The following is a 24,403-nucleotide window of genomic DNA, read 5'->3' as shown; positions in this document are numbered from 1 at the left end:
ATCCAGCAGCAGCCGGCGTGAGACCGGCGGCTCGTGTGTTTCCCTTGTCCATCGGTAGCCCCCCGGAAGCTGGACGTTTTGGGCCGTTTCCATTAAGGGATGCGACCGCATGTGCCGGGGAGACCGGGCGCAAGCCAAAAGGACGGGGGAACCCTGAATGAAATTGTTGACTATGATTGCCGTGATGGCTGCCACCATCACGATGGGTAAAAGTGTTGCTGCCGAAACCGGTCTGGATTCGCTGATCGAGCGTGAACAGGCCAGTCTCAACGCAGTACCTGCGCGAAAGTTCAGCGGATTGTTTGGATTCCGCGCAAATCCGCTCAAGAGCCGAAAACCCCAGGCGAAAGTCGAATACAGCAAGGCGTGGCTGGACTCGCGGCCAAAGGCGACAGGCGGCGAGCAATTCGCCTGCCTGGCGGAGGCGCTGTACTTCGAGGCCCGGGGCGAGACCGTGAAAGGCCAGTTCGCCGTGGCCGAGGTGATCCTGAACCGGGTCGAAAGCGAACAGTTTCCGGACACGCTGTGCGGGGTGATCAACCAGGGGACCGGGCGCAAGTACCAGTGCCAGTTCACCTACACCTGCGACGGCTACAAGGAAGTGATCAACGAAAAGAAGGCCTATCAGCGGGTGGCCAAGGTGGCGCGGGCGGCGCTGGACGGGCTCAAGACCGAGCTGACCGATGGCGCGACCTACTATCACACCACTGCGGTGCGGCCGCGCTGGAGCCGGGTCTTCACAAACACCACGCGCATCGGCGTGCATGTGTTCTACCGCGACGATCGCTACCGGACCGCGCTGAGCAACTGAGTGCCTGAAGGCGGCATGCCCGTGCCGCTTTCAGCTACTGGCGTGGCGTTTGCGGGACTGTTATGAAGGCGCCGAAAGTCTATTGTTGGGACCCACACCCGACACAGCCAGCCAAAGGCCCATTTCCCATGCCCTCTGAAATCCGCCTTGCCTTTGCGCACCCGTCCGAGCGTTCCATGGCCACTGCCGCACCGGGTCCGCTGGACCGCATTTCCCTGCGCGACCATACCGTCGAGGTGGAGATCGGTGCGTTTCAGGCCGAGCGCGGCACCACCCAGCGGATCTGCTTCAACGTGGTGGTCGAAGTGGCGCCGCTGCCCAAGGATCTGGATGACGACGTCGACCGCATCCTGTCCTACGACAAGGTGACGGAGGCGATCGCGCATGAGCTGGCGGCGGAGCGGCTGAACCTGCTGGAAACCCTGGCCGAGCGCGTGGCCGAGCGGATCCTGCTGGAGCATCAGGCGGTGCGCGCCTTTGTCCGGATCGAGAAGCTGGACCGCGGCCCCGGCGCGCTGGGTGTCGAGGTGGTGCGCTCCAAGGATCAGATCAGCCATCTGGTGAATGAGGAAGAGCGCCCGCATCCGCGGCTGATGTATCTGTCCAACGCTGCCATCGACAGCGAAAACCTGACGGGCTGGATCGACCAGATGGAATGCCGCAAGCGGCCGCTGATCCTGTGTGTCGGCACCCACCCGCTGCAGGTGCCCGCGACGGGCCACAAGTGGACCCAGCGGCGCATCGACCTCCTGGCGATCGAACAGAACGCCTGGCGGCTGGCGGCCAAGGACGACCGCTGCGTGGTGGTTTCCACCCGGACCGAGCTGGACTGGGCAATGAAGAACGGCCAGATCTGCGTCTGGGCCCCCTCCAAGATCGTGCTGGACGCGGTCGAGGGGCCCTCGGCACCGCCCTCGAACTCGGTGGCGCTGGCGGCCTGGTTCGCGGCAACCTTCGAGGCTGGTGAAATGATTGTGCTTGGCGGGGATTTGCCTGATAATCCCGGCGTCCCCTTGCGGGCCGTCAGCGTGGAGCAAGCACAACTGTGACATATTACCGGCCGTTGGTTCGACATGGCGAGGCGCGCCCGGAGGGCGCGGTCCCGCTGGCGGGCAGTGCCCTGTGGTTCACCGAGGTTGAGATCCTGAGCCGCGAGGCGCCGCCGCGGATCGCGCCGGCCGGACTGGTGCCCGAGCTGCAACGCCGCCGCCTGAGCGCGCGGCGCGCCTCGATTGCCGGGCTGGACATGACCCAGCCGCAGATCATGGGCATCCTCAACGTGACCCCGGACAGTTTCTCCGACGGCGGCAAACATGCGGGCGTTGAGGCGGGCAAGGCCGCGGCGCTGCGGATGGTGGCCGAAGGCGCCACGATCATTGATGTGGGCGGCGAGTCCACCCGTCCCGGCGCCGAGGAAGTGACTGAGGACGACGAAATTGCCCGCACCGCACCGGTGATTGCGGCGATCCGGGCCGAAAGCTCCGTGCCAGTCTCTATCGATACCCGCAAGGCCAATGTCGGGATGGAGGCGCTGGAGGCGGGGGCAGACCTGCTGAATGACGTGTCCGGCTTTACTTTTGATCCCGCGCTGGCGCCGCTGGCGGCGCAGGCCAGCGTGCCGGTTTGCGTCATGCATGCCCAGGGCGACCCGGCCACCATGCAGGACGATCCGCAATACGCCAACGTGCTGCTGGACGTCTATGACTTCCTGGAGCAGCAGATCGACCGGCTGGAAGCCACCGGGGTGATCCGCGAGCAGATCGTGATTGACCCCGGCATCGGTTTTGGCAAGACGCTGGAACACAATCTGACGCTTCTGCGCAATCTCAGCCTGTTTCACGGGCTTGGCTGCCCGATCCTGCTGGGGGTGTCCCGCAAGGGGTTCATCGGCAAGATCGGCGAGGAGCCGCGCGCTGAAGCCCGGGCGCCGGGCTCGATTGCCGTGGGGCTTGCGGCCCTGGCGCAAGGCGTGCAATTCCTGCGGGTGCATGACGTGGCTGAGACGGTTCAGGCCCTGCGCCTTTGGCAGGCAGTCCGGTAAGGCCTTTTAGGCAGGAAAGCATAATGCGGAAACTCTTTGGTACCGATGGCGTGCGCGGCACCGCCAACACCCATCCCATGACCGCCGAGATGGCGCTGCGCATCGGCGCCGCCGTCGGGCGCTATTTCCGGCGCGATGGCACCGGGGTGCACCGGGTGGTGATCGGCAAGGATACCCGGCTGTCCGGTTACATGTTCGAGAACGCGCTGACGGCGGGGCTGACCTCGACCGGCATGAACGTGCTGCTGCTGGGGCCGGTGCCGACGCCCGCGGTGGGGCTGATGACGCGCTCGATGCGGGCGGATCTGGGGGTGATGATCTCTGCCAGCCACAACCCGTCCGAGGACAACGGCATCAAGTTCTTTGGCCCTGACGGCTTCAAGCTGTCGGACAGTGCCGAGATCGAAATCGAGGCGCTGGTCGAGGCAGGCGTCGAGCCGGCACAGGCGGCCAACATCGGCCGTGCCAAGCGGATCGACGATGCCCGCTTCCGTTATGGCGAGCGGGTCAAGAGCTCCCTGCCGCGCAATCTGGGTCTGAACGGTCTGAAGGTGGTGATCGACTGCGCCAATGGCGCGGCGCACCGGACCGCTCCTGAGGTTCTGTGGGAACTGGGTGCCGAGGTGATCCCGGTGGGGGTGTCGCCGGACGGTTTGAACATCAACCGCGGCTGCGGTTCCACCCATCCGCAGACGGCGGCCGAAGCGGTGGTGGCGCATGGCGCCCATGTCGGCATCTGCCTGGACGGGGACGCCGACCGGGTGATCCTGATCGACGAGACCGGCACGGTCGCCGATGGTGACCAGCTGATGGCGCTGCTGGCCACCCGCTGGGCCGAGCAGGACCAGCTGGCAGGCGGCGCGCTGGTGGCAACTGTGATGTCGAACCTGGGGCTCGAGCGCTATCTGAACGGCAAGGGCCTGGGGTTGGAGCGCACCGCCGTCGGCGACCGCTATGTGGTGGAGCGGATGCGCGAGGGCGGCTTCAACCTGGGCGGCGAGCAGTCGGGCCACATCGTGATGAGCGATTACGCCACCACCGGCGACGGGCTGATGGCGGGGCTGCATTTTCTGGCCGAGATGGTGCAGACGGGCAAGAAGGCCTCCGAGCTGGCGCATCAGTTCGAAACCGTGCCGCAGCGGCTGCGCAATGTGCGGTTCCAGGCCGGACAGGCGCCGCTGGAACATGAGCACGTGCAGGACGCGATTGCCGCGGCGGAGAAGATGCTGGACGGCCAGGGGCGGCTGCTGATCCGCAAGTCCGGCACAGAGCCGCTGGTGCGTGTAATGGCGGAAAGCGAGGACGCCGAGCTGATGACGCTGGCGGTCGACAGCGTGGTCGCCGCGGTGGAGGCCGCCGTCGCGTAGTGATCCGGCAGGGGGCGCTCAGCGCCCCTTGCTGAACAGGCGGCTGAGCCTGCCGAACTGGCTGAGGCCAAGGCCGCCCAGGATCATCACCATCGCCAGCAGCATCGAGGGCGGCAGCTCCTCGCCCAGGAATACCGCCCCAAGCACCACGGCCCAGACCGGCACCTGGTAGTTGGTGAGGGTCATGAAGGTCGGCCCGGCCTCGCGCACCACGATGACGCGCAGCAGGTTGGCGGCGGCGGTGGGGATCAGGCCGAGGATGGCGGCAATTACCAGAGTGCGGGTGTCCGGCATCACCGGCGGCCCTTCGGCGGCCCAGGCGGCCGGGAAGATGATGAAGCAGCCGATCACCAGCAGGACAGCCGCCAGCCCCACCGGATCCACCGGCGGCAGGCGGCGGGTCAGGATCGAGCTGACCGAATAGCAGGCCGCTGCGGACAGGCAGGCGGCGCGGCCATAGGCCTCCAGCTCGGCGCCGCTGGTCTCAAACGCCTTGCCGCCGATCAGCAGCGCAACACCGGCAAAGCCGATGGCAAAGCCGATCAGGCGGCGCAGGGTCATCTGCTCGCCGGGCACAAAGAAATGCGCCAGCGGCAGCACCATCAGCGGGATCGCCGCCATGCTGACGCCGGTAAAGCCGGAGGAGACATGCTGCTGGCCCCAGGAGATCAGCATGAAGGGCAGGGCGGTGCTGAGGATGCCGATGATCACCAGCGAGGGCCAGTTGGCCTCGCCCCGGAACAGCTTGAACCCGCGCCAGCCCCACACCGCACAGAGCAGCAGCGCGGCAAATCCGATCCGCCCGGCGGCCAGCCAGAACGGGGTGATCCCGTCCAGCGCCAGCTTGATCAGCAGAAAGGTTGCGCCCCAGACAAAGCCTAGGGTGGCAATCATCAGCCAGTAGCGCGGTGCGATATCGGGCATGGGTCCCTCGTGCCGGTTCACCGCGCGACAAGACCCCGCCGGGCAGGCGGGGTCAATGGCAATTGCTTTGTTATCTATCGAACGGTTTGCGCTTCACGCCGCGCGCGGACGGCGGCTGCGGCTGAGGAGCAGCCCACCCAGGATCAGCGCCAGCGCGGCAAACAGCTGCGGTGGCAGGGTTTCGCCAAGCAGTGCTGCGCCGAAGATCACCGACCAGACCGGCACCTGGTAGTTCACGGTGGAGAGGAACGCAGGACCTGCGCTGCGGGCGACCTGGACCAGCAGCACTTGCGCTAGCGCCGTGGGCAGCAGGCCGAGGTAGATGACGGCTCCCAGCGGCAGGGCGGCGGGCAGCTCCGGCACGCCCTCGGCCCAGAGCGCGGCAGGGGTCATCATGGCAGCGCCGCACAGGAGGGCTGCGGCGGAGAGCGACAGCATGTTCACTTGCGGGCAGAGCCGGGTGATGATCGAGCCGATGGCGTAGCACAGCGAGGCGCCGAGACAGGCGAGGCGGGCGAGCGATTCGAAGTCGGTCCCGGCGGAGCGGAAGGCATCGAGCCCGATCAGCACCACCACGCCGGCAAAGCCGATCAGGAAGCTGATGGTGCGGCGCAGGGTCATATGCTCACCCGGGACCAGCACATGCGCCAGCGGCAGCACAAACAGCGGCACCACCGCCATGCAGACCCCGGCAAAACCGCTGGCCACATAAGTCTGCCCCCAGCTGAGCAGGGTGAAGGGCAGGGCGTTGGTGAAGAACCCCATGCCGATGGCACAGGCCCAGATGATGCGGCCGTCACGCGTGCGGAGGGAGGGCAGGCCGATGCCCATCGCGTAGACGGCGGCCAGAAGGCAAACCGCGCCGATCGAGATTCTGAGCGCGGCGATGGTCATCGGCGGGAAGCCCCGCAGCGCGAGCGATACCGCCATAAAGGAGGCGCCCCAGATCACGCCGAGGAACAGGAGCTTTGCCCAATTGGCGGCGCCGGGGGTGTCTGGCATTTCTGCCTCCTTGCTCAAATATCGTGCGTCAGCAGCTTAGGGCAGCGCCTGACCTTGGGTGGGCGCGGAAGCGCCTTCGTCATGTTGAAAGCATGCCTCCGGCATGACGGGAAGGTCAGGCGCTGCCCGGCGTGCCGCCGGGCGGAAGTTGCGTAAATTGAAACGTAAAAGGGCGCTCCAAGATGGAGCGCCCTGCAGAGGTAAGGTCAGCGGAGGGTTCCGCGGGCGCCTTAGTTCTTTTCTTTGTCGACCATCTTGCCGGCCGAGATCCACGGCATCATGCCGCGCAGCTTGGCGCCGGTTTCCTCGATCAGGTGCTCGTCGTTGGCACGGCGCGAGGCTTTCAGGGTCGGCTGGCCAACCTGGTTCTCCAGCATGAAGTCGCGGACGAAACGGCCGGACTGGATGTCCTGCAGGACCTCTTTCATGCGGGCCTTGGTTTCGTCGTACTTCAGGATGCGCGGGCCGGTGACGTACTGGCCGTACTCGGCAGTGTTGGAGATCGAGTAGTCCATGTTGGCGATGCCGCCTTCATAGATCAGGTCAACGATCAGCTTCACTTCGTGCAGGCACTCGAAATAGGCCATTTCCGGGGCATAGCCGGCTTCGACCAGGGTCTCGAAACCGCAGCGGATCAGCTCAACCAGGCCGCCGCAGAGAACCGCCTGCTCGCCGAACAGGTCGGTTTCGCATTCTTCGCGGAAGTTGGTTTCGATGATGCCGGAGCGGCCGCCGCCGATGGCGGAGCAGTAGGACAGGCCGGTTTCCAGCGCTTTGCCGGTGGCGTCGGTGTGAACCGCAACCAGGCAGGGCACGCCGCCGCCCTTGGTGTATTCGCCGCGCACGGTGTGGCCCGGACCCTTGGGCGCCATCATGATGACGTCGACGCCTTCTTTCGGCTCGATCAGGCCGAAGTGCACGTTCAGGCCGTGGGCGAATGCGATGGCTGCGCCCGGCTTGATGTTGTCGTGGACGTATTTCTTGTAGGTCTCTGCCTGCAGTTCGTCGGGCATGGTGAACATGATCACGTCGCACCAGGCGGCCGCTTCTGCGATGCCCATGACCTGCAGGCCTTCGCCTTCGGCTTTCTTGGCCGAGGGGGAGCCTTCGCGCAGGGCAACGACAAGGTTCTTGGCGCCGGAGTCGCGCAGGTTCAGCGCGTGGGCGTGGCCCTGGGAGCCATAGCCCAGGATGGCCACTTTCTTGTCCTTGATCAGGTTCACATCGCAATCGCGGTCGTAATAAACGCGCATGATCCACGTCCTTTCGTTTGGTGTTTGAAGGCATCATAGGCATGTGGAGCGGGAAGGCGATTGCGGTTGCGCATGAATTCCGCAATTTATTTGCGCTAGTCATTCGTTTTTTTGCCTGATAGTGATGAAATCATGCTTGATGATCTCGACCGGCGCATTCTCCGCCACATGCAAAGCGATCCGGAGCAATCGATTCCGGACCTGGCCGACCGGCTGGGCATGACCGCCTCGCGGCTGTCGCGGCGGCTGGAGAAGCTGCGCGACAGCGGCGTGATCCTGGGCCAGCGGGCGGTGATCAACTGGCGCAGCCTGGGTTACGCGGTGGAGGTCTCCCTGCGGGTGACGCTGGACAAGACCAATCCGCGCGCCTTTGACGAGTTCATTGCCGCCGCCCGCGACATCCCGGAAGTGCTGGAGATCCAGACCTTCCTGGGCCAGGTCGACGTGCGGCTTTCGGTAATTGCGCGCGATATGCCGCACTACCAGCAGATCTACCGCACGCGCATCCTGACGCTGCCGCATATCGCCGATATCGAGGCGCTGATGCATGTGGCGCGGATCAAGTCGGATGAGGTGCTGCCGGTATGACCGCGCTGGACGATCTCGATTTTGCCCTGCTGCGGGCCTTGTCGGAGGATGCCACCCAGTCGGCGGGCGCCCTGGGGCGGCAGCTGGGGCTCAGCCAGCCAGCCACCTGGCGGCGGATCAAGCGGTTGCAGGAGGCGGGCATCATCGCGGGCCGCAAGCTGGAGCTCGACAAGGAGAAGCTGGGGTTTGGAGTTACCGTCTTTCTGGGCGTCAAGCTGGCGACCAAGGGCAGGGTCTCCTTGGAGGATTTCGAGCGCGCAGTCTCGGCCATCCCCGAGGTGCAGACGGTGGAACATGTGCTGGGCATGTATGACTACCGCCTGCGGGTGACGGCGCGGGACATCTCCGATTTTGAGCGCGTGCTGCGCCGCCGGGTGATGACCCTGCCGGGCGTCGGCAATGTGGAGGCGAATGTGCTCTTGAGCGAGGAGCGCAGGCCGGGGCCGCTGGGCTGAAGCTGCCCTTTTGTTGCCGATCAGAAACCGGCTTGGCGCAAATGCGGGGGATTTCTGTCGTGACTGGGCTGTCTTTTTGCCGGGCTGGCGTCAATATCACCCTTCGGAGAACGGCCGCTCCGGTGTATGCCAAGTCAGGGTTTGCCAAAGCCCGCAGCACCGGCTAGCCGTTTCAGGAGACATTTCAGGGAGGCCGCAATGGCATTGCTCGATACCGTCGACCCGCAGGGTCTGGATGAATTCTCGGTGGTGTTCACCGACCGTTCGCTCAATCACATGTCCAAGGCCTTCCAGGCCGTGATGCTGGACATCAACGCGATGCTCAAGGAGGTCTATAACGCCGAGGCCGTGGCCCTGGTGCCCGGCGGCGGCACCTATGCGATGGAGGCGGTGGCGCGCCAGTTCGCCCGCGGCGCCAGCGCGCTGGTGGTCAGGAATGGCTGGTTCTCCTACCGCTGGAGCCAGATTTTCGAGGCGGGCGGCTTTACCGCGTCCTCGACTGTGATGAAGGCGCGCCGCACCGGCAATGAATCGGCCTCGCCTTTTGAGCCCGCGCCGATTGGTGAGGTGGTTGCTGCGATCAAGGAGCAGAAGCCGGACATCGTCTTTGCCCCGCATGTGGAAACCGCCGCCGGGGTGATCCTGCCGGATGATTATGTGACCGCCATGGCCGCCGCCGCGCATGAGGTCGGTGCGCTGATGGTGCTGGACTGCATCGCGTCGGGCTGCGCCTGGGTGGACATGAAGGCCACCGGCGTCGATGTGCTGATCTCCGCCCCGCAGAAGGGCTGGAGCGCCTCGCCCTCGGCCGGTCTGGTGATGTTCTCGGAGAAGGCGCTGGCGCGTCTGGAGGAAACCACGTCGGACAGCTTTGCCATCAACCTGAAACAGTGGCGCACCATCATGAAGGCCTATGAGGACGGCGGCCACGCCTATCACGCCACCATGCCGACGGATGCGCTGCGCGCCTTCCGCGACACCATGCTGGAGACCAAGGAATACGGCTTTGAGCGCCTGCGCGAAGCGCAGTGGAAGCTGGGCAACGGCGTGCGCGCGATGCTGAAGGAAAAGGGCATCACCTCGGTTGCCGCGGACGGCTTTGGCGCGCCGGGCGTGGTGGTGAGCTACACCAGCGATCCGGAGGTGCAGAACGGCAAGAAGTTCCTGGCGCTGGGCACCCAGATCGCGGCAGGCGTGCCGCTGCAGTGCGACGAACCCGCCGATTTCCGCACCTTCCGCCTGGGCCTGTTCGGCCTCGACAAGCTGTATGATGTGGATGCCACCCTGGCGCGGCTGAAAACCGTGGTGGATCAGGTGCTGTAAACGCACCGGCGTTTCATCTTTCCGGAAATACTCCCGCCGGAGGCAGCGGCTTTCCATCAGGAAAGCCGCTTTTCTTTACTTAACCCCCAGCCCCATCTGCATCAGCGTCTTGCGCACCGGCGCCAGCGAATAGAGCGCGTTGAGGCCAAAAGCGCGCAGGTCGCGCAGCGGGCGCGGGGCCAGCATTGAGGTGCGGTTCAAGAGGTCGATGCCCTTCACCCGCAGCAGGATCTCATTGTGGCGGGCCTTGTGGTAGGCCGCCAGCATTGCTGCGTCGCCCAGGCCCTCGGGGCGGGCTTGGGCCAGCTCCAAGAGGCTGCGCAGGTCGCCCAAGGACATGTTGAGGCCCTGGGCGCCGATCGGCGGCACCACATGGGCGGCTTCGGCCATCAGTGCCAGCCGTTCGCCGTTCAGCCGCTCCGCCGACTGGCTGATGATCGGCCAGATGGTGCGGCGCGACGCCAGTTTCAGATCGCCGAACAGCCCGCAGCTGCGCTTCGTCATGGCGGCCTCAAAGGCGGCCGGCTCCAGGTTCAAGAGTTCCTGCGCGCGCGGGCCGCGCTCCATCCAGACAATGGCCGAGGACGGCTGGCCCTGGTAGTCGGGCAGCGGCACCAGGGTGAAAGGGCCGCCGGAGCGGTGGATCTCGGTCGAGACGTTCTCATGCGGCACCGGGTGGGTCACCGCAAAGGCCAGCGCCTTTTGCCCGTAGCGGGTGGTTTTCACCGGAATACCCGCCGCCTCGCGCATCGGCGAGTTGCGGCCGTCGCAGGCGACCACCAGCTTAGCTGTCACCTGGCTGCCGTCGCTGAGGCTGACGCGCGCCTCGTCGGTGCGGGTGAACAGGGCCGTGGTGCCGGTGCCAAAGCGCAGGTCCACGCTGGGCAGCTCCGCCAGCCGGGCGATCATCTCGCGCCGCAGCAGCCAGTTGGGCAGGTTCCACCCAAAGGGCTGGTCGGAGATATCGGCGGCGTTGAAATCCTTGACCACCCGCGGTTCGGGCCGGGCGCCGCCGGCATCGACGATACGCATGATCTGCAACGGCGCGGCGTGCTCTTCCAGCCGTGCCCAGATGCCGCAGCGTGCCAGCAGCCCTTGTGCGGGCTGCAAAAACGCGGTGGTGCGCAGGTCGGAGCCTTCGGCGTCGCGTTCTGTCACCGGCGGTGCCGGGTCGGCGCAGATCACGCTGAAGCCGCTGGACGCAAAAGCGGCGGCTGCGGTCAATCCCGCAATGCCGCCGCCGGAAATCAGGATATCGCAGGTATCGGCCATCTCGTCAGCCCTCCGTTCTGGGGCCAGAGATAGGCCCGGACGGCAGGGAATGACAAGCCGGTACCGGCAGATAGGGCGCTTAGCCGCGGGTGATGGTGATCAGCAGGGTGAACATCACCGGCACCATGCACAGCGCCGGGATGTAGAGGCCCGGAATGCCGAACAGCATGATCGAGCAGCCCCACAGGCTGACGAAGGTGGCGATGGCGTAATAGAGGTTCTCTTCCGGGCCATAGGCGACCTCCTTGATCATCCGCCCCAGCAGCGGCACGGCAAACAGGATTCGCTGCCACAGGGTCAGTTGTGCGGGAAGGGCATATGCGCTCATCGGTCGGGCTCCTACGTTACGTTTCGCGGCGCATATAAGGAGGAAAACATGCGGCAAACAGGTATATTTTGCCGCAGGTGCGAAGATTTGCCGGTATGCGATTGTGCACTTGCAGAAATGCGGCAATTGGGTCCCGAACGCGCCGCCGGCAGCGAAGCGAAATCAGATCAGCTTTGCCAGAAAACCGGCCAGGTTGTCCGAATGATGGTGAATATGCGTGGCGGCCACGGGCTTGGGCGCCACATGCACCGTGCGCATGCCCATCTCATGCGGAGCGGCGAGATTGCGTTCGTCATCCTCGAACATCGCGGCTTGCTGCGGGGCCACGCCCGCGCGGGCAAAGACGCGGTCAAAGGCGCGGCGTTCCGGTTTCGGATGGTAGTCGGCGTGCTCGACGCCAAAGATCCCGTCGAACAGCCCCGACAGCCCCCGCGCTGCCAGCACCCGTTCGGCATAGGGGGCAGAGCCGTTGGTGTAGACGATCTTCTTGCCCGGCAGGTTGCGGATGCCCGCCGCCAGCGCGGCGTCCTCTTCCAGGTGGTCCATCGAGATGTCATGCACCGCCACCAGATAGGGCTCCGGGTCCAGATCGTGCTCTCGCATGAGGCCTGCCAGGGTGGTGCCGTGCTCGCGCCAGTAGTGGCTGCGCAAGCGGTCGGCCTCGGCCCGGTCTACCTTGAGGACCTCCATCACATAGGCGGTCATCTTCACCTCGATCTGGTCGAACAGCCGCGCGGACGGGTGGTACAGGGTGTTGTCGAGGTCGAAGACCCACTGGGAGACGTGCGAAAAGGACTGTTTGGGCATGCCGCCGGATTAGGGCGGTATTGCCGCGATTGCAATCAAAAGCGCATTTTACCTGCGGGTTTTCAGCACATTGGCGCCATCAGGGTTGATTGCTGCCCCCCGGGCTGTAGAGATTGTCGGGCCGGAAAAGACAGGAAAGACAATGAGCCAGAGCCGCAGCAACCAGAAAGATGCCTATGCGCTGATCCTCGAGGCGATCGACTCGGGGATCTACAAACCGGGCGACCGGCTGGTGGAGAGCGACCTGGCCGACCGGTTCGGCGTGTCGCGCACCCCGATCCGCGAGGCGCTGCAGCGGCTGGAGACGCAATCGCTGCTGGAGCGCGACGGGCGGTCGCTGATAGTGGCCTCGCTGGATCACAACCAGATGGCGGAGCTGTATGTGGTGCGGCGCGAGCTGGAGGGGCTGGCGGCGCGGCTGGCGGCGCGCCATGCCACCGAGGAAGAGATCAAGGTGCTGAAGGAGATGGTTGAGGCGGACGACGCGCTGATCGGCAATCCGGCGGAGCTATCCAAGGCCAACCGCCGTTTCCATGAGCAGATCCACCTGGCCTCGCACAACCGGTACCTGGTGCAGCAGCTGGATCTGGTGCACCGGACCATGGCGCTGATGGCGACCACCTCGCTGGCGGCGGAGGGGCGCAGCGAGATCGCCCAGTCCGAGCACAAGGGGATTGTCGACGCGATCAGCCGCCGTGACGAGGAGGCTGCGGGCCAGGCGCTGAAGGATCACATCTCGATTGCCTTCATGACGCGGCTGAAGCAGGACGCCAGCGGGCGGGGATGAACCGCCTGAACTGGCGTCCGCGCCGGGCGGCGGCGGGTTTGACGCCATGCGCCGTCTTGTCCCAGAAAAAGGGGCGGGCCAGCAGCTCATAAGCCGCCTTGGCGGCGGCGAGGGCGCCCATCGGGAAGTAGAAGATCATCGCAGGCGCCCAGACGGCCAGCCAGGGGTGTCCCATGACCCGGGCGGCGGTGATGCTGATGAGGAGGCCCAGGAGTTCGAAGAACACCAGCGCTGCCGCCGCCAGCGTCAGCAGCAGCGGCGGTACCGCGCCTTCGCTGGGATGCGGCAGGCCCAGGGCGATGAGCCAGAAGGACCACAGGACCGGCGCTAACAGGAACTGCCCAAGGGTGCCCAGGAAGAACGCCTGAAACCCCAGGAAGCGTTTCCAGCCGAGGTCGCCCAGCAGCCGCAGCGGCTGGCGCATGTGCACCAGGTAGGTCACCATGAACCCCTTCAGCCAGCGCGAGCGCTGCTTGACCCAGGGCCAGGGGCGCCAGTTCGCCTCCTCGTAGGTGGTGCTGGGCAGCATCTCGGTGCGGTAGCCGGCGCGGTACAGGCGGACTCCCAGGTCGGCATCCTCGGTCACGTTGTGGGCGTCCCAGCCGCCCAGCTCCTCCAGCACCCGGCGGCGGACAAACATGGTGGTCCCGCCCAGCGGCACCACCAGGCCCAGCCGGGCAATGCCTTGCAGAACGATGCGGAACCAGCTGCCGTATTCCAGCGTGAAGCAGCGCGAGATCCAGTTGGTGTGCGGGTTGTAATAGTCGAGAACACCCTGGTAGCAGGCGGTCTTGCTGTCCGCCCGGGCAAAGGCCCGCGCCACTTTATCAAGCTGGTCAGCCTCGGGCGCATCTTCGGCGTCCCAGACGCCGATGACCGATCCGCGGCAGTAGTTCAGCGCATAGTTCATCGCCCGCGGCTTGGTGGTCAGCCCGCCGAAGGCCGGTACCTCTACCACCCGGATCCAGGGCGGCAGGCGGGTGTTGTTCAGCGCGCCCCGGGTGACGCTGTCGTGCTCCTCAAGCACCAGGATCACATCGGTCAAGGCCCGGGGGTAGCTGAGCTTGCGGATGCGGGTGAGCAGGGCGCGGCTGATCTCGGCCTCCTTGTAGAGCGGGACCATGACCGAAATGACTGGCCGTTCAGGCTCGCCTGCCCGGCGGGCGGCAGGTTGCGGCGGCTGGGCCGCGCGGCGCCTGCGGGCGCGGGCGGACCAGCAGGCGGCCAGCCCGCAGAGCTTCAGAGCAGAAAACAGCAGCACCGACAGGAGCGCCAGCAGGCTGAGGACGGCAAAGACCGCCGTCGGCGCGGTGCAGGACAGATACAGCGCGGGCAGGGCGCAGGCGGTTGCAACGGCGCGGCCCCTGGCGGGCTGCAGGGTGCGGCAGCTGAGCCGCGGCACCACGCTGCTGCTGGCCTGGCGCACCAGGGCCGGGCTGAAATGGGCGGTGAGCAGGGCGGTTATCTGCGCCTCACTGGCCAGCACCGGGGTGATGCCGGGGAAAGTGCCCTGCAATTCGCGCTGCAACGCCTCGAACCGGTCGGGGTGGGCGATGGCAACGGTGACGGTCTGGCCCAGCTGCAGCCAGGGCAGGGCGCAATGGCGCAGCCAGAATTGAGCGGGCTTGCGGGCCAGCAGCCGGGCGTTGGTAACCTGGCCGGTCAGATCGGCGCGCTGCATCCGGTACTGGCGGGCCAGCATGTCCTGCACCTGGTCCTCGCTGGCCAGCCCTTCGGCCACCAGCACCCGCCCCAGCGCCGCCTTCTGGTGCTGGCGCAGCGCCAGCGCCTTCATCATGCTGCGGCTGTCCAGCGGCGGCGGCACAGCTGCTGCCAGGCCCTGCTGCGGGGGCTTTCGGTGCTGCGGCGGCCGAAGCTGCCGCAGCGGCTGTGACACTATACCCATCGCCTGTCCGCACCTTGAAACCAGAGGGGTTCAGGCTGGCGGCGAGGGGTTAAGAGTTGGTAAATGAGGCGTTAACCATGCCGCCGGGCAGCATGGTTAACAGATTTTTTACGCAGATTTGCGCTCGGCCATCGCCTCGGCAAAGCGCTCGAACAGGTAGAAGCTGTCCTGCGGGCCTGGGCTGGCCTCGGGGTGGTGCTGCACCGAATAGACCGGACGGCCGGAGATCCGGATGCCGCAGTTGGAGCCGTCGAACAGCGACACATGGGTCTCCTCGACGCCCTCGGGCAGGGTCTGCGCGTCCACCGCAAAGCCGTGGTTCATCGAGGTGATCTCCACCTTGCCGGTGGAATGCTCCTTGACCGGGTGGTTGGCGCCGTGGTGGCCGTGGTTCATCTTGACGGTCTTGGCCCCCAGCGCCAGCGCCAGCATCTGGTGGCCGAGGCAGATGCCGAACACCGGCAAGTCGGCTTTCAGCACTTCCTGGATCATCGGCACCGCGTATTCGCCGGTGGCCGCCGGATCGCCCGGGCCGTTGGACAGGAACACGCCGTCCGGATTGTGCGCCAGCACCTCTTCCGCCGTTGCGGTCGCGGGCAGCACGGTGACGTCGCAGCCAGCCGAGGCCAGGCAGCGCAGGATGTTGCGCTTGGCGCCATAGTCGACAGCGACAACCTTGTGCTTGGGGGCTTCCTGGCGGCTGTAGCCGTCCGGCCAGGCCCAGCGCATCTCGTCCCAGCGGTAGCTTTGGGCGCAGGTCACGTCCTTGGCCAGGTCGAGGCCGACCAGGCCGGACCATTCCCGTGCCTTGGCGACCAGCGCCTCGATGTCGAAGTTGCCCTCCGGGTCATGCGCCAGCGCGACGTGCGGCGCGCCCTGCTGGCGGATCGCCCGGGTCAGGCGGCGGGTGTCGACGCCGCCGATGGCGATGCGGCCGGTGCGGGTGAGCCAGTCCTTCAGTTCTTCCGTCGCGCGCCAGTTCGACGCCAGCGTCGGATCCCATTTCACCACCATGCCGGCGGCGACGGGATCGGCGGTCTCGTCATCCTCCGGCGTGACGCCGGTGTTGCCGATGTGGGGGAAGGTGAAGGTGACGATCTGCCCGGCGTAGGAGGGATCGGTCATGATCTCCTGGTAGCCGGTCATCGCGGTGTTGAAGCAGAGCTCGGCCACGGTTTCGCCGGTGGCGCCGAAACCGGTGCCGTAAAAGACGGTGCCATCAGCGAGCGCCAGGCATGCGGTGGGCTTGGTCGGGGCGGAAGCGGCCATTGCGCGAGTCTCCATGCGGGTGAAATTCATGGGCTTGTAAGGGGGGCGCGGCAGCGGGTCAAGCCTGCAAGGGGCGGGCAGGCTGACGCGGGGTCCGGCAGTGAAAATTTACTGTAAACTTGCACAGCGGCACCAGAATGGATAACCATCGGTGTCCGGCAACCATGGGGATGCTTTTGAATATGGATACGCACACCCGGGTCAATCAGGCCCTGAAGCAAGCGATGAAAGACAAGGCGGCGGAGCGGCTGTGTACGCTGCGGCTGATCAATGCTGCGATCAAGGACCGGGAAATCGCCGCCCGCGCCGACGGCGAGGAGGGCGGCATCGGAGAAGAGGAAATCCTGGCCATTCTGGGCAAGATGACCAAGCAGCGCAAGGAAAGCGCCCGCGCCTATGAGGAAGGCGGGCGGCTGGATCTGGCGGAGCGGGAGCTGGGCGAGATCGCCATCATCGAGGAATTCCTGCCGCAGCAGCTGAGCGACGAGGAGGCCGCCGACGCGATCACCGCCGCGGTGGCTGAGACCGGCGCCGAATCGATTCGCGACATGGGCAAGGTGATGGCCGCGCTGAAGGCCAAATACACCGGCCAGATGGATTTCGGCAAAGCCGGGCCGATGGTCAAGGACCAGCTCTGCAGCAAGGGTGATTGCTGACGGTAAAGCGCGCTGGCGCGCGCTGCCTGCGGCGCGGGTATTTAAGACCAGAAAGAAGCGAAAGGGTCCGGTCTTCCGGGCCCCTTTTCGTTTGGGCTACCGCGAAAAGGCGGACCTGAGGTCGCCATAGAGAGCGACCCGCTCCTCCTCTGACAGGAAGGCGCCGATCTCCACCTCGCGGCCGCAGCCGTGCAGGGTGACGTAATGCGGCACCGGGCCGTCATGGTCGTGCATCTCGACGCGGGCCCAGTAGCGGTTGCAGTGCCAGCTTTGCCGCCTGCCATCCGGGTTGATCCGCTCGAGGTGGGCGTCCTGCGGGCCGATGGTGAGCACCTCCAGGATCTGGTGGTCGCGGCGGCTGCGGTCCAGCGCCCATTTCATGCCGAATAATGTGAGCAGCAGGAACGGCAGCAGCCCCCACAGCAGGACCGAGCCCAGCACCGGGATCAGCGGCACGCAGATCAGCACCGCGGTCAGTCCCAGGAACCGCGCGTAGCCGCGGGGCGGCAGCGATTGATGCGGCCAGAGGTGCAGCTCGCGCTCAGCGCCGGTTTGCGGTCGGGTCCAATTGTAGGGCATCGGATTGCGCCTGCTGAGGAAGATGAGTCTCTTTTAAAGATGTGCCGGAAAGGCAGAAATTCCACTGCGGGTTTTTACCGCGGGCAGGCGTCGGAAAAAAGGCCCCGGAGCATCAGCTCCGGGGCCTTTCGAATGTCAGTGTCTCAGCCGCTTAGTGCGAATGCGAGCGGTCCCACTCTTCCTGCTTGGGCAGGATTTCGAAGGTGTGCTCCGGCGGCGGAGAGGGCAGGGTCCACTCCAGGGTGTCCGCGTATTCGTTCCAGTAGTTGTTCTGGGTGACGCGGGCGCCGCGCAGCAGCGAATAGATCACCACGCCGAAGAACAGCAGGAACGAGGCAAAGGAGATGAACGCGCCGTAGGACGAGATCTTGTTCCAGTAGGCGAAACCTTCCGGGTAGTCGATGTACCGGCGCGGCATGCCCTGACGGCCCAGGAAGTGCTGCGGGAAGAAGGTCAGGTTGGCGCCGATGAAGAACAGCCAGAAGTGGATCTGGGCGCCCAGCTCGTTGTACTGGCGGCCGGTCATCTTGCCGAAGTAGAAGTAGACGCCTGCGAAGATCGCAAACACCGCACCCAGCGACATCACGTAGTGGAAGTGCGCAACCACGTAGTAGGTATCGTGATAGGCACGGTCCACGGAAGCCTGCGACAGCACCACGCCGGTCACACCGCCGACGGTGAACAGGAACAGGAAGCCGAAGGCGAACATCATCGGAGCCTTGAATTCGATGGAGCCGCCCCACATGGTGGCGATCCAGGAGAACACCTTCACGCCGGTCGGAACCGCGATCACCATGGTGGCGAGCATGAAGTAGGCCTGCTGGTTCAGCGACATGCCGACGGTGTACATGTGGTGCGCCCACACGACGAAGCCGAGCACGCCGATCGCGATGATCGCCCAGACCATCGGCAGGTAGCCGAAGACCGGCTTGCGCGCGAAGGTGGCGATGACGTGGGAGATGATGCCGAAGCCCGGCAGGATCACGATGTACACTTCCGGGTGGCCGAAGAACCACAGGATGTGCTGGTACAGGATCGGGTCGCCGCCGCCGGCTGCATCAAAGAAGGTGAAGCCGAAGTTGCGGTCCATCAGCAGCATGGTGATGGCGCCGGCCAGAACCGGCAGCGACAGCAGGATCAGCCAGGAGGTGACGAAGATCGACCAGGAGAACAGCGGCACCTTGAACAGGGTCATGCCCGGGGCGCGCATGTTCAGGAAGGTGGTGATCATGTTGATCGCACCAAGGATGGACGACGCGCCGGAGACGTGCACGGCAAAGATTGCCAGGTCCATCGAGTAGCCGCCTTCGTTCACGGACAGCGGCGGGTACAGAACCCAGCCCACGCCGGAGCCCAGCTGGTCATTGCCGCCCGGGGAGACAACCGAGAGAACCGCCAGCGAGGTGCCTGCGACATACATCCAGAACGACAGGTTGTTCATGCGCGGGAAGGCCATGTCCGGCGCGCCGATCTGCAGCGGCATGAAATAGTTGCCGAAACCGCCGAACAGCGCCGGGATCACCACGAAGAACATCATCAGGATGCCGTGGGCGGTGATCATCACGTTCCAGAGGTGGCCGTTCGGAGTACATTCCGCGGAGGCGTCTGCGAACATGCGCGCACCCTCCAAGCACATGTACTGAACGCCGGGGTCCATCAGCTCGAGCCGCATGTAGACGGTGAAGATGACGGAGATGAGACCTGCGATCGCCGAGACGATCAGGTAGAGAATGCCGATATCCTTATGGTTCGTGCTCATGAACCAGCGGGTGAAAAAGCCCCGCTCGTCCTCGTGGCCGTGACCATGAATGGCTGCGTCTGCCATTTAAGGTGCCTCCTGTTGCATAACGAAAGGCCCCCGGAGACGGACTCCGGGCGGCCTGGATTCCTTGGGAGTATTAGAATGGCCCGCCGGGGCCTTCAATGGCGGAGTTTGATCTGGATCAAGATTTATTGCCGCAGGGCCTTGAAACCGCAGGCTGTGCTTCGGTCCAACGGCGCTTGACCCGGGGTCCGGGCACGCGCACAACCGGAGCGAAGCCATTCATTAAGGAGGACAGGCGCATGCCCGCATATGATCCCGACAACATCTTTGCCAAGCTCCTGCGCGGCGAGATCCCCTCGACCCGTGTTTACGAGGACGATGAGACGCTGGCCTTCATGGATATCATGCCGCGTTCGGACGGGCATCTGCTGGTGATTCCGAAAACGCCTTGCCGCAACCTGCTGGATGCCAGCCCGGCGCAGATGGCGGCGGTGATGCAGACGGTGCAGAAGCTGTCCCAAGCGGTGATCAAGGCGCTGGGCGCGGATGGCGTCACTGTGCAGCAGTTCAACGAGGCGGCCGGCGGGCAGGAGGTCTTTCACCTGCACATGCATGTGCTGCCGCGCAAGGAGGGCGACCGGCTGCGGCCGCCGGGGCAGATGGGCGATATGGAGCAGATCCAGGCGCTGGCAGAAAAGATCCGCGCGGCGCTGGCAGACGGCTGACCGCCGCCGCCCGCTCCTGATCCGGGGACGCCGCCAGTGCAGCGGCGTCTTCCCGCTGAACTTTCCCTGTGAATATGTGCATTTGAATTAAATGTTGAATTTCGGTTGAATTTGATCATAGCTGTTTCTCAGATTGGTTGTAAGTCAGAGAGGGCGCACGCGCCCAAGCGTATGGGCCCCCAAGAATTGGGGTGGTCCGGCACCGATTGCCCGCTCTGTTGGGGGCGGCAAATGCCGGGTTTTTTCTTTTGACAGGCTGATGGCCTGAGGAATGCTGGCCGCTGCGCCGGCACAAGGCCGTATGCTTGCGGGGCGCGCAGTCTCTTTGGCCCAAAGCAGTATTGGAGGGGCGCAGTGACGCTCTTGTACCGCGCGCAGGCCTTGTCGCAGGATCAGGCCGTAGCCGCAATTTACGAGACGATGATCCGGCCGGAGCAATTTGACCGGTTTTTCTCCGGATCGCATGGGGCGGAGGAGCCGCTTGCGGGCGAGGGGGCACTGCCGCGCCTGCGCAGGGCGCCGGTGCTGCAGGCGCATTTTGCCCGCGCGGCGCAAATCCAGGAACAGCAATGGGAGCAGGCCGGGCGGCCGCACCCCAGCAAATATTCAGGGGCCTGCAACCGGTTCTGGCTGCTGGCCGGGACCGGGTCCGGCAGCAGGCTGCTCAATGCCTCGCAGCGGGCGGCGCGGCAATTGATGGGCTGCAGTGATCTTCCAGCGGCCATGGGGCTGACCCCGGCGGCTGCGGACCGGTGGCACAACTTCCTGGAACAGGTACGCCAGGGGGCGTTCTCGTGGCAGGATGTGCTGGTGCTGGGCACCTGCCGCCCCGGCGAGCGGTTCCTGTGCCGTCCGGTCCGGCAGGGCAATGCCGGTGGCGCCCCTGCAGCGGTGATGGCAGAGCTTCTGGACTGGGAGTGGAACGCTGAGGCCGCGGGGCCGGTTGCCGCGGCCCTTGGCCTGCACGGATCCGGTCTTGAACCGCTGAAGGCGGTGATGAGCGGCCCAGGCGGCAGGGTGGCGGAGGCGCTGCGGCAGATGGCGGCCCGGGCGGGGGCGCCGGGCACGGCGGAGCTGATCCGGCTGGCGGCCTTCCTGATGAATGAGCACGCCCGGGATCTGAAAATCGCCCGCGGCGAACTGCTGCCGCCCGCTGAGGAGTTCCAGGACAGCAGCGGGCAGCGCTGCCAGTACTTCCGCCTCGGCGCCGAGACCGGCAAGCCGGTGATCTATGTGCATGGGGTGCTGGACGGCATCGCGCCGCTGCAGCGGCTGCAGCCGCAGCTGCGCACGCTTGGGTTCCGGGTCTATGCGCCGATGCGGGCCGGCTATGGCGGCTCGGCTCCGCTGCCGCACGGCGAGGATCCGGCGGACGCCTTTGTGCGGCAGCTGGAGGCGCTGATCATCCGCGAGAACCTGCAGCGCCCGGTGCTGCTCAGCCACCGCGGCGGCGCGCTGTACGGCTGCCGCGCCGCCAACCGCCTTCACAACCGGATCAGCGGCCTGGTGGCGGTGGCATCGAACTGCGCGCTCACGCCGCCGCGGCAATTCTCCAGCCTCAGCGGTTATGCCTGGCTGGTTGCTTTCTGCTCTGCGCGGGCCAGCTGGCTGCTGCCGCTGCTGATGAAGGGCTGGCCCGGCGCCCTGCATTGGTACGGCCACAAGGCCCTGCTGCGGATCCAGACCGCCCGCGGCAGCCGGGAGCGGGCCAAGCTGGCGCAGATGGAGCTGCTGCCTCTGTTGCAGCAAAGCCAGGCGCTGTTCCTGCAGCAGGGCGGTGCCGGGTTCCTGACGGATGTGCGGATGATGCGGCAGGGCGTCAAAAACCTGCCTCTGACCCGCGATACGCGTGCGGTCTTCCTGCACGGTGGCGAGGACAACGTTGCGCCGCTGCAGACGGTGCGGGAAGCCCTGAACGGGCTTGGCGGTGCCCGGCTGTGCGTCAGCCAGGAGGCGGGGGCATTGCTGTTTTACACCTTTCCCGAGCTGGTCCTGACCGCGCTGCAGGATTTTGCCGCAGACGCAAGGGGCGGGTCCTAGTCTCCGAACACCTGCCCGAAGCTGCGTTTGAGGGCGACATCCACATCCGCCAGGGTGACCGGCAGCCCCAGGTCGACCAGGCTGGTAACCCCGTATTCGGTGATGCCGCAGGGCACGATGCCGGTGAAATGCTCCAGCTCCGGCTCGACGTTGATCGAGATGCCGTGGAAGCTCACCCATTTGCGCAGGCGGATGCCGATCGCCGCGATCTTGTCCTCTGCCATGCCGCCAGAGACAGTGCGCGGCTTGTCCGGGCGCTCGACCCAGACGCCGACCCGGCCTTCGCGGATGTGGCCCTTGATGTTGAACTCGTCGAGCGCAGCGATCACCCAGCTTTCCAGCTGCTGCACGAAACGGCGCACATCGTGGCCGCGCTGGCCCACGTTCAGCATTACATAGACCACGCGCTGGCCCGGCCCGTGATAGGTGTACTGGCCGCCGCGCTTGCTCTCATAGACCGGGAAACGGTCCGGATCGGTCAGGTCCTCGCGCCTGGCCGAGGTGCCGGCCGTGTACAGCGGCGGATGTTCGACCAGCCAGATGCATTCTTCCGCCAACCCCGCAGCAATTGCCGCGGCGCGCGCCTCCATGAAGGCAACCGCTTGATCATATTCAACAAGACCGTCTGCTGTGATCCATTCAACCATGGCCGAAGCTGTCCTTTTTCATCCTTGCGCAGGGGGTGAGCCGGTTAAGCGGCCGGAAAACCCCTAGGTGCAGGCGCTGCCTGTGGAGTATCCTGATTCCGTAACGAGTATCCATAGGGGGCGAGTATCATGTTTACCAAGCCGCTCAAGCCGGCCTTGGCCGCCGCATTCCTGGCAACCTCGGCCACAGGCCCTGCAATCGCGGACGAATTGGGCGCCGCAATTGTCGGGGGCGTCATTGGCGGCGTTATCGTCAATGAAATTCACAAGAACAAGCAGCGCCAGCGCAGCACGGCCCAGACCTACCACCGGGCGCCAACCTATTCCGCCGCCCGGGCTGAAAACCGGGAAACCCAGGTGGCGCTCAATTATTTCGGCTTCCATGCCGGTGCCGCGGACGGGGTGCTGGGCCGGCGGTCGCGCGCGGCCATTACCCAGTACCAGGCCCACATGGGATATCCCGCTACAGGCTACCTGGCGCCTTACGAGCGCAACTTCCTGGTCAGCTCCTACAACCGGGCGCAGATCGGCGGCCCGCAGGTGATCAAGGCGATGCAGGGTCCGCACGGCGTGCGCGGCCTGCTGCATACCTGGCGCGATGAGGCGGCAGGCCTGCGCACTGCCGGCAGCAGCTATGGCGGCAACACCTACGGCGGGCTGCCGCCGGAAGTCAGCCATGCAGTGGATGAAGTCGCCGCCAGCTCCGAGCCTTCGGGCGAACAGCTGCTGCAGCGCACTGGTTTCATGCAGCTGGCGGACCTGAACGGGGACGGCCGCAATGACTATGTGCTGGACACCTCGGTTTCCGGCAGCTCCTTCTGGTGCGGCGCCGCGAATTGCTCGGTGATGGTCTTTGCCTCTACCCCGCAGGGGTATCAGCGCAACGACTTCCTGGCCCGCGGCGTGACGCCGGCCAGCTTTGCCTGCCATCAGGGCGTCTGCCGCATGGTGGATGCCGGCACCGAAGCCCCGGTGCAGGCCGCGCAGCAGACCCGCAGCACGGTGACGGCTTTTGCCGGTCAGGAGAGCACGGCGCTGGGCGGCATCACCCTGTTTGACCAGCCGCAGGAGAGCGCTTCGCTCACCAGCTACTGCAGCAAGGTGAGTCTGCTGACCAGCTCCAACGGCGGTTTCATGACAGCGGATAACATGACCGACCCGGAACTGGCGCTGGGCGAGCAGTTCTGCCTGGCCCGCACCTATGCCATCAACGAGGGCGAGACCCGGGCCGGCAAGGTCAAGGGCGTGACGCAAGCGCAGATCGACAGCCAGTGCGATGCCTTCGGCCCTGCCGTGCAGCCGTTCCTGGCCAAGCTCGGCACCGCTGGCAGCGGCGAGGTGATGGGCGATGTGCAGAAATTCGTGCTGCAATCCGGCATGTCGCTGGAGCAGCTGGCCAATACCGCCGGGATCTGCCTGTTCTCCGGCTACCGCCGCGATGACATGGATGTGGCCCTGGGCGCCGCACTGATCCTGACCGGCATCGGCAAGCGCCCCTATGCGGAGCTGATCGGCCACCACCTGGCGCTGGGCTTCGGTGCCCCGAACGCTGCCGATAAAGCGCAGGACTGGTACGGCATGGCGGTGATCTCGCTGGAAAGCGGCACCGAGCCGGTCTTTGCCCCCGGCCAGCCGGGACGGGCTGAGCTGATCAAGGCGGCCTCTGCCAAGCTTGCGGGCGGACGTGTGCAGCCGGTGCAGGCCTCCGGCGGCGCGGCGGCGCTGCCCTCTTTCTCGTCTGATTGAGGCGCCGCTATTCCCCGCCTTTGTAACGGAGAGGCCGGCAGCACTGCCGGCCTTTTCATTTGCCGGGGGCGAAAATGCTTAAAATTGCCGGGCACCGCGGCTGCTTTGGCTG

23 protein-coding genes are annotated in these 24,403 nt (G+C 65.6%); 12 read left to right on the top strand and 11 right to left on the bottom strand.

Annotation, left to right across the window (positions count from 1 at the left end; translation table 11 throughout):
• Positions 1 to 157: 157 nt before the first annotated feature.
• The 4 genes from ACFMBG_RS17220 (at position 158) to glmM (ending at position 4,219) form a co-directional block, all read left to right on the top strand.
• Positions 158 to 811 (top strand): cell wall hydrolase, encoded by a 654-nt coding sequence (locus ACFMBG_RS17220; protein ID WP_421055932.1) that lies wholly within the window; start codon positions 158 to 160, stop codon positions 809 to 811.
• Between the two features lie 128 nt (positions 812 to 939).
• Positions 940 to 1,860, top strand: coding sequence for a dihydroneopterin aldolase (locus tag ACFMBG_RS17215; RefSeq protein ID WP_421055931.1), 921 nt, complete (start codon positions 940 to 942; stop codon positions 1,858 to 1,860).
• On the top strand, positions 1,857 to 2,852 hold the full coding sequence (gene folP / locus ACFMBG_RS17210; RefSeq protein ID WP_421055930.1) for a dihydropteroate synthase: 996 nt from the start codon (positions 1,857 to 1,859) through the stop codon (positions 2,850 to 2,852). The genes ACFMBG_RS17215 and folP overlap by 4 nt, the downstream gene beginning before the upstream one ends.
• A gap of 23 nt (positions 2,853 to 2,875) precedes the next feature.
• Positions 2,876 to 4,219 carry a phosphoglucosamine mutase gene (glmM, locus tag ACFMBG_RS17205; RefSeq protein ID WP_421055929.1) on the top strand — a complete coding sequence of 448 codons (1,344 nt, stop codon included), beginning with the start codon at positions 2,876 to 2,878 and terminating at the stop codon, positions 4,217 to 4,219.
• An 18-nt stretch (positions 4,220 to 4,237) separates the two neighbouring features.
• On the opposite strand, the gene ACFMBG_RS17200 is transcribed toward glmM, so the two are convergent.
• The 3 genes from ACFMBG_RS17200 to ilvC all read right to left on the bottom strand — a co-directional run bounded on the left by ACFMBG_RS17200 (position 4,238) and on the right by ilvC (position 7,398).
• Positions 4,238 to 5,143: a DMT family transporter gene (locus ACFMBG_RS17200; RefSeq protein WP_421055928.1), complete on the bottom strand. Its 906-nt coding sequence runs from the start codon at positions 5,141 to 5,143 to the stop codon at positions 4,238 to 4,240.
• Positions 5,144 to 5,236: 93 nt separating this feature from the next.
• Positions 5,237 to 6,145 (bottom strand): DMT family transporter, encoded by a 909-nt coding sequence (locus ACFMBG_RS17195; RefSeq protein WP_421055927.1) that lies wholly within the window; start codon positions 6,143 to 6,145, stop codon positions 5,237 to 5,239.
• 230 nt (positions 6,146 to 6,375) lie between these two features.
• The gene (gene ilvC / locus ACFMBG_RS17190) at positions 6,376 to 7,398 is read right to left on the bottom strand and encodes a ketol-acid reductoisomerase (RefSeq protein ID WP_421055926.1); all 1,023 of its coding nucleotides are present in this window, start codon (positions 7,396 to 7,398) and stop codon (positions 6,376 to 6,378) included.
• Positions 7,399 to 7,530: 132 nt separating this feature from the next.
• On the opposite strand from ilvC, the gene ACFMBG_RS17185 reads away from it, so the two are divergent.
• The 3 genes from ACFMBG_RS17185 (at position 7,531) to ACFMBG_RS17175 (ending at position 9,764) form a co-directional block, all read left to right on the top strand.
• A complete protein-coding gene (locus ACFMBG_RS17185) occupies positions 7,531 to 7,986 on the top strand; it encodes an Lrp/AsnC family transcriptional regulator (RefSeq protein WP_421055925.1) in 456 nt (151 codons plus the stop codon).
• The gene (locus ACFMBG_RS17180) at positions 7,983 to 8,441 is read left to right on the top strand and encodes an Lrp/AsnC family transcriptional regulator (protein ID WP_421055924.1); all 459 of its coding nucleotides are present in this window, start codon (positions 7,983 to 7,985) and stop codon (positions 8,439 to 8,441) included. The genes ACFMBG_RS17185 and ACFMBG_RS17180 overlap by 4 nt, the downstream gene beginning before the upstream one ends.
• A 198-nt stretch (positions 8,442 to 8,639) precedes the next feature.
• Positions 8,640 to 9,764, top strand: a complete 1,125-nt coding sequence (locus tag ACFMBG_RS17175) for an aminotransferase class V-fold PLP-dependent enzyme (protein WP_421055923.1) — start codon at positions 8,640 to 8,642, stop codon at positions 9,762 to 9,764.
• Between the two features lie 75 nt (positions 9,765 to 9,839).
• Here ACFMBG_RS17175 and ACFMBG_RS17170 read toward each other — a convergent pair whose 3' ends face one another.
• The 3 genes from ACFMBG_RS17170 to ACFMBG_RS17160 all read right to left on the bottom strand — a co-directional run bounded on the left by ACFMBG_RS17170 (position 9,840) and on the right by ACFMBG_RS17160 (position 12,171).
• Positions 9,840 to 11,036: a UbiH/UbiF family hydroxylase gene (locus ACFMBG_RS17170; RefSeq protein ID WP_421055922.1), complete on the bottom strand. Its 1,197-nt coding sequence runs from the start codon at positions 11,034 to 11,036 to the stop codon at positions 9,840 to 9,842.
• Positions 11,037 to 11,115: 79 nt separating this feature from the next.
• On the bottom strand, positions 11,116 to 11,364 hold the full coding sequence (locus ACFMBG_RS17165; RefSeq protein WP_421055921.1) for a hypothetical protein: 249 nt from the start codon (positions 11,362 to 11,364) through the stop codon (positions 11,116 to 11,118).
• A 162-nt stretch (positions 11,365 to 11,526) separates the two neighbouring features.
• Positions 11,527 to 12,171 (bottom strand): pyrimidine 5'-nucleotidase, encoded by a 645-nt coding sequence (locus tag ACFMBG_RS17160; RefSeq protein WP_421055920.1) that lies wholly within the window; start codon positions 12,169 to 12,171, stop codon positions 11,527 to 11,529.
• A gap of 142 nt (positions 12,172 to 12,313) precedes the next feature.
• On the opposite strand from ACFMBG_RS17160, the gene ACFMBG_RS17155 reads away from it, so the two are divergent.
• A complete protein-coding gene (locus tag ACFMBG_RS17155) occupies positions 12,314 to 12,958 on the top strand; it encodes a GntR family transcriptional regulator (protein WP_421055919.1) in 645 nt (214 codons plus the stop codon).
• Here the strand turns inward: ACFMBG_RS17155 and ACFMBG_RS17150 are convergent.
• Together ACFMBG_RS17150 and carA are read right to left on the bottom strand one after the other, a co-directional pair.
• Positions 12,918 to 14,864 carry a glycosyltransferase gene (locus tag ACFMBG_RS17150; RefSeq protein ID WP_421055918.1) on the bottom strand — a complete coding sequence of 649 codons (1,947 nt, stop codon included), beginning with the start codon at positions 14,862 to 14,864 and terminating at the stop codon, positions 12,918 to 12,920. The two genes, ACFMBG_RS17155 and ACFMBG_RS17150, sit on opposite strands and share 41 nt — an antisense overlap.
• A gap of 108 nt (positions 14,865 to 14,972) precedes the next feature.
• On the bottom strand, positions 14,973 to 16,133 hold the full coding sequence (carA, locus tag ACFMBG_RS17145) for a glutamine-hydrolyzing carbamoyl-phosphate synthase small subunit (RefSeq protein WP_421055917.1): 1,161 nt from the start codon (positions 16,131 to 16,133) through the stop codon (positions 14,973 to 14,975).
• 182 nt (positions 16,134 to 16,315) lie between these two features.
• Between carA and ACFMBG_RS17140 the strand changes: the two genes are divergently transcribed.
• Complete coding sequence (locus ACFMBG_RS17140) at positions 16,316 to 16,789, top strand: GatB/YqeY domain-containing protein (RefSeq protein WP_421055916.1); 474 nt, start codon at positions 16,316 to 16,318, stop codon at positions 16,787 to 16,789.
• A 96-nt stretch (positions 16,790 to 16,885) separates the two neighbouring features.
• On the opposite strand, the gene ACFMBG_RS17135 is transcribed toward ACFMBG_RS17140, so the two are convergent.
• Positions 16,886 to 17,368 carry a DUF2244 domain-containing protein gene (locus ACFMBG_RS17135; protein ID WP_421055915.1) on the bottom strand — a complete coding sequence of 161 codons (483 nt, stop codon included), beginning with the start codon at positions 17,366 to 17,368 and terminating at the stop codon, positions 16,886 to 16,888.
• A 151-nt stretch (positions 17,369 to 17,519) separates the two neighbouring features.
• Positions 17,520 to 19,193, bottom strand: coding sequence for a cytochrome c oxidase subunit I (gene ctaD / locus ACFMBG_RS17130; protein ID WP_421055914.1), 1,674 nt, complete (start codon positions 19,191 to 19,193; stop codon positions 17,520 to 17,522).
• 239 nt (positions 19,194 to 19,432) lie between these two features.
• Here ctaD and ACFMBG_RS17125 point away from each other — a divergent pair, with 239 nt between their 5' ends.
• Both ACFMBG_RS17125 and ACFMBG_RS17120 read left to right on the top strand, forming a co-directional pair.
• Positions 19,433 to 19,858, top strand: a complete 426-nt coding sequence (locus tag ACFMBG_RS17125) for an HIT family protein (RefSeq protein WP_421055913.1) — start codon at positions 19,433 to 19,435, stop codon at positions 19,856 to 19,858.
• A gap of 354 nt (positions 19,859 to 20,212) precedes the next feature.
• Positions 20,213 to 21,898 (top strand): alpha/beta hydrolase, encoded by a 1,686-nt coding sequence (locus ACFMBG_RS17120; RefSeq protein ID WP_421055912.1) that lies wholly within the window; start codon positions 20,213 to 20,215, stop codon positions 21,896 to 21,898.
• Here the strand turns inward: ACFMBG_RS17120 and lipB are convergent.
• Positions 21,895 to 22,545 carry a lipoyl(octanoyl) transferase LipB gene (gene lipB, locus ACFMBG_RS17115; RefSeq protein WP_421055911.1) on the bottom strand — a complete coding sequence of 217 codons (651 nt, stop codon included), beginning with the start codon at positions 22,543 to 22,545 and terminating at the stop codon, positions 21,895 to 21,897. The two genes, ACFMBG_RS17120 and lipB, sit on opposite strands and share 4 nt — an antisense overlap.
• Positions 22,546 to 22,674: 129 nt before the next feature.
• On the opposite strand from lipB, the gene ACFMBG_RS17110 reads away from it, so the two are divergent.
• Positions 22,675 to 24,291 carry a peptidoglycan-binding domain-containing protein gene (locus ACFMBG_RS17110; RefSeq protein ID WP_421055910.1) on the top strand — a complete coding sequence of 539 codons (1,617 nt, stop codon included), beginning with the start codon at positions 22,675 to 22,677 and terminating at the stop codon, positions 24,289 to 24,291.
• Positions 24,292 to 24,403: the final 112 nt, after the last annotated feature.

Origin of the sequence: Leisingera coralii, from assembly GCF_049056525.1 — a bacterium.
Taxonomy (GTDB): Bacteria; Pseudomonadota; Alphaproteobacteria; order Rhodobacterales; family Rhodobacteraceae; genus Leisingera; species Leisingera coralii.
This window is presented reverse-complemented; position numbering and strand designations above follow the sequence as displayed.

Coding starts and splice junctions, on each gene's coding strand:
- ACFMBG_RS17215 (WP_421055931.1), top strand. CDS start 940: ATGCCCTCTGAAATCCGCCTTGCCTTTGCGCACCCGTCCGAGCGTTCC.
- ACFMBG_RS17110 (WP_421055910.1), top strand. CDS start 22,675: ATGTTTACCAAGCCGCTCAAGCCGGCCTTGGCCGCCGCATTCCTGGCA.
- ACFMBG_RS17195 (WP_421055927.1), bottom strand. CDS start 6,145: ATGCCAGACACCCCCGGCGCCGCCAATTGGGCAAAGCTCCTGTTCCTC.
- ACFMBG_RS17170 (WP_421055922.1), bottom strand. CDS start 11,036: ATGGCCGATACCTGCGATATCCTGATTTCCGGCGGCGGCATTGCGGGA.
- carA (WP_421055917.1), bottom strand. CDS start 16,133: ATGGCCGCTTCCGCCCCGACCAAGCCCACCGCATGCCTGGCGCTCGCT.
- ACFMBG_RS17185 (WP_421055925.1), top strand. CDS start 7,531: ATGCTTGATGATCTCGACCGGCGCATTCTCCGCCACATGCAAAGCGAT.
- ACFMBG_RS17180 (WP_421055924.1), top strand. CDS start 7,983: ATGACCGCGCTGGACGATCTCGATTTTGCCCTGCTGCGGGCCTTGTCG.
- ACFMBG_RS17160 (WP_421055920.1), bottom strand. CDS start 12,171: ATGCCCAAACAGTCCTTTTCGCACGTCTCCCAGTGGGTCTTCGACCTC.
- ACFMBG_RS17200 (WP_421055928.1), bottom strand. CDS start 5,143: ATGCCCGATATCGCACCGCGCTACTGGCTGATGATTGCCACCCTAGGC.
- ACFMBG_RS17140 (WP_421055916.1), top strand. CDS start 16,316: ATGGATACGCACACCCGGGTCAATCAGGCCCTGAAGCAAGCGATGAAA.
- ACFMBG_RS17220 (WP_421055932.1), top strand. CDS start 158: ATGAAATTGTTGACTATGATTGCCGTGATGGCTGCCACCATCACGATG.
- ACFMBG_RS17175 (WP_421055923.1), top strand. CDS start 8,640: ATGGCATTGCTCGATACCGTCGACCCGCAGGGTCTGGATGAATTCTCG.
- ACFMBG_RS17155 (WP_421055919.1), top strand. CDS start 12,314: ATGAGCCAGAGCCGCAGCAACCAGAAAGATGCCTATGCGCTGATCCTC.
- ctaD (WP_421055914.1), bottom strand. CDS start 19,193: ATGGCAGACGCAGCCATTCATGGTCACGGCCACGAGGACGAGCGGGGC.
- lipB (WP_421055911.1), bottom strand. CDS start 22,545: ATGGTTGAATGGATCACAGCAGACGGTCTTGTTGAATATGATCAAGCG.
- ACFMBG_RS17165 (WP_421055921.1), bottom strand. CDS start 11,364: ATGAGCGCATATGCCCTTCCCGCACAACTGACCCTGTGGCAGCGAATC.
- ACFMBG_RS17125 (WP_421055913.1), top strand. CDS start 19,433: ATGCCCGCATATGATCCCGACAACATCTTTGCCAAGCTCCTGCGCGGC.
- ACFMBG_RS17135 (WP_421055915.1), bottom strand. CDS start 17,368: ATGCCCTACAATTGGACCCGACCGCAAACCGGCGCTGAGCGCGAGCTG.
- ilvC (WP_421055926.1), bottom strand. CDS start 7,398: ATGCGCGTTTATTACGACCGCGATTGCGATGTGAACCTGATCAAGGAC.
- ACFMBG_RS17150 (WP_421055918.1), bottom strand. CDS start 14,864: ATGGGTATAGTGTCACAGCCGCTGCGGCAGCTTCGGCCGCCGCAGCAC.
- glmM (WP_421055929.1), top strand. CDS start 2,876: ATGCGGAAACTCTTTGGTACCGATGGCGTGCGCGGCACCGCCAACACC.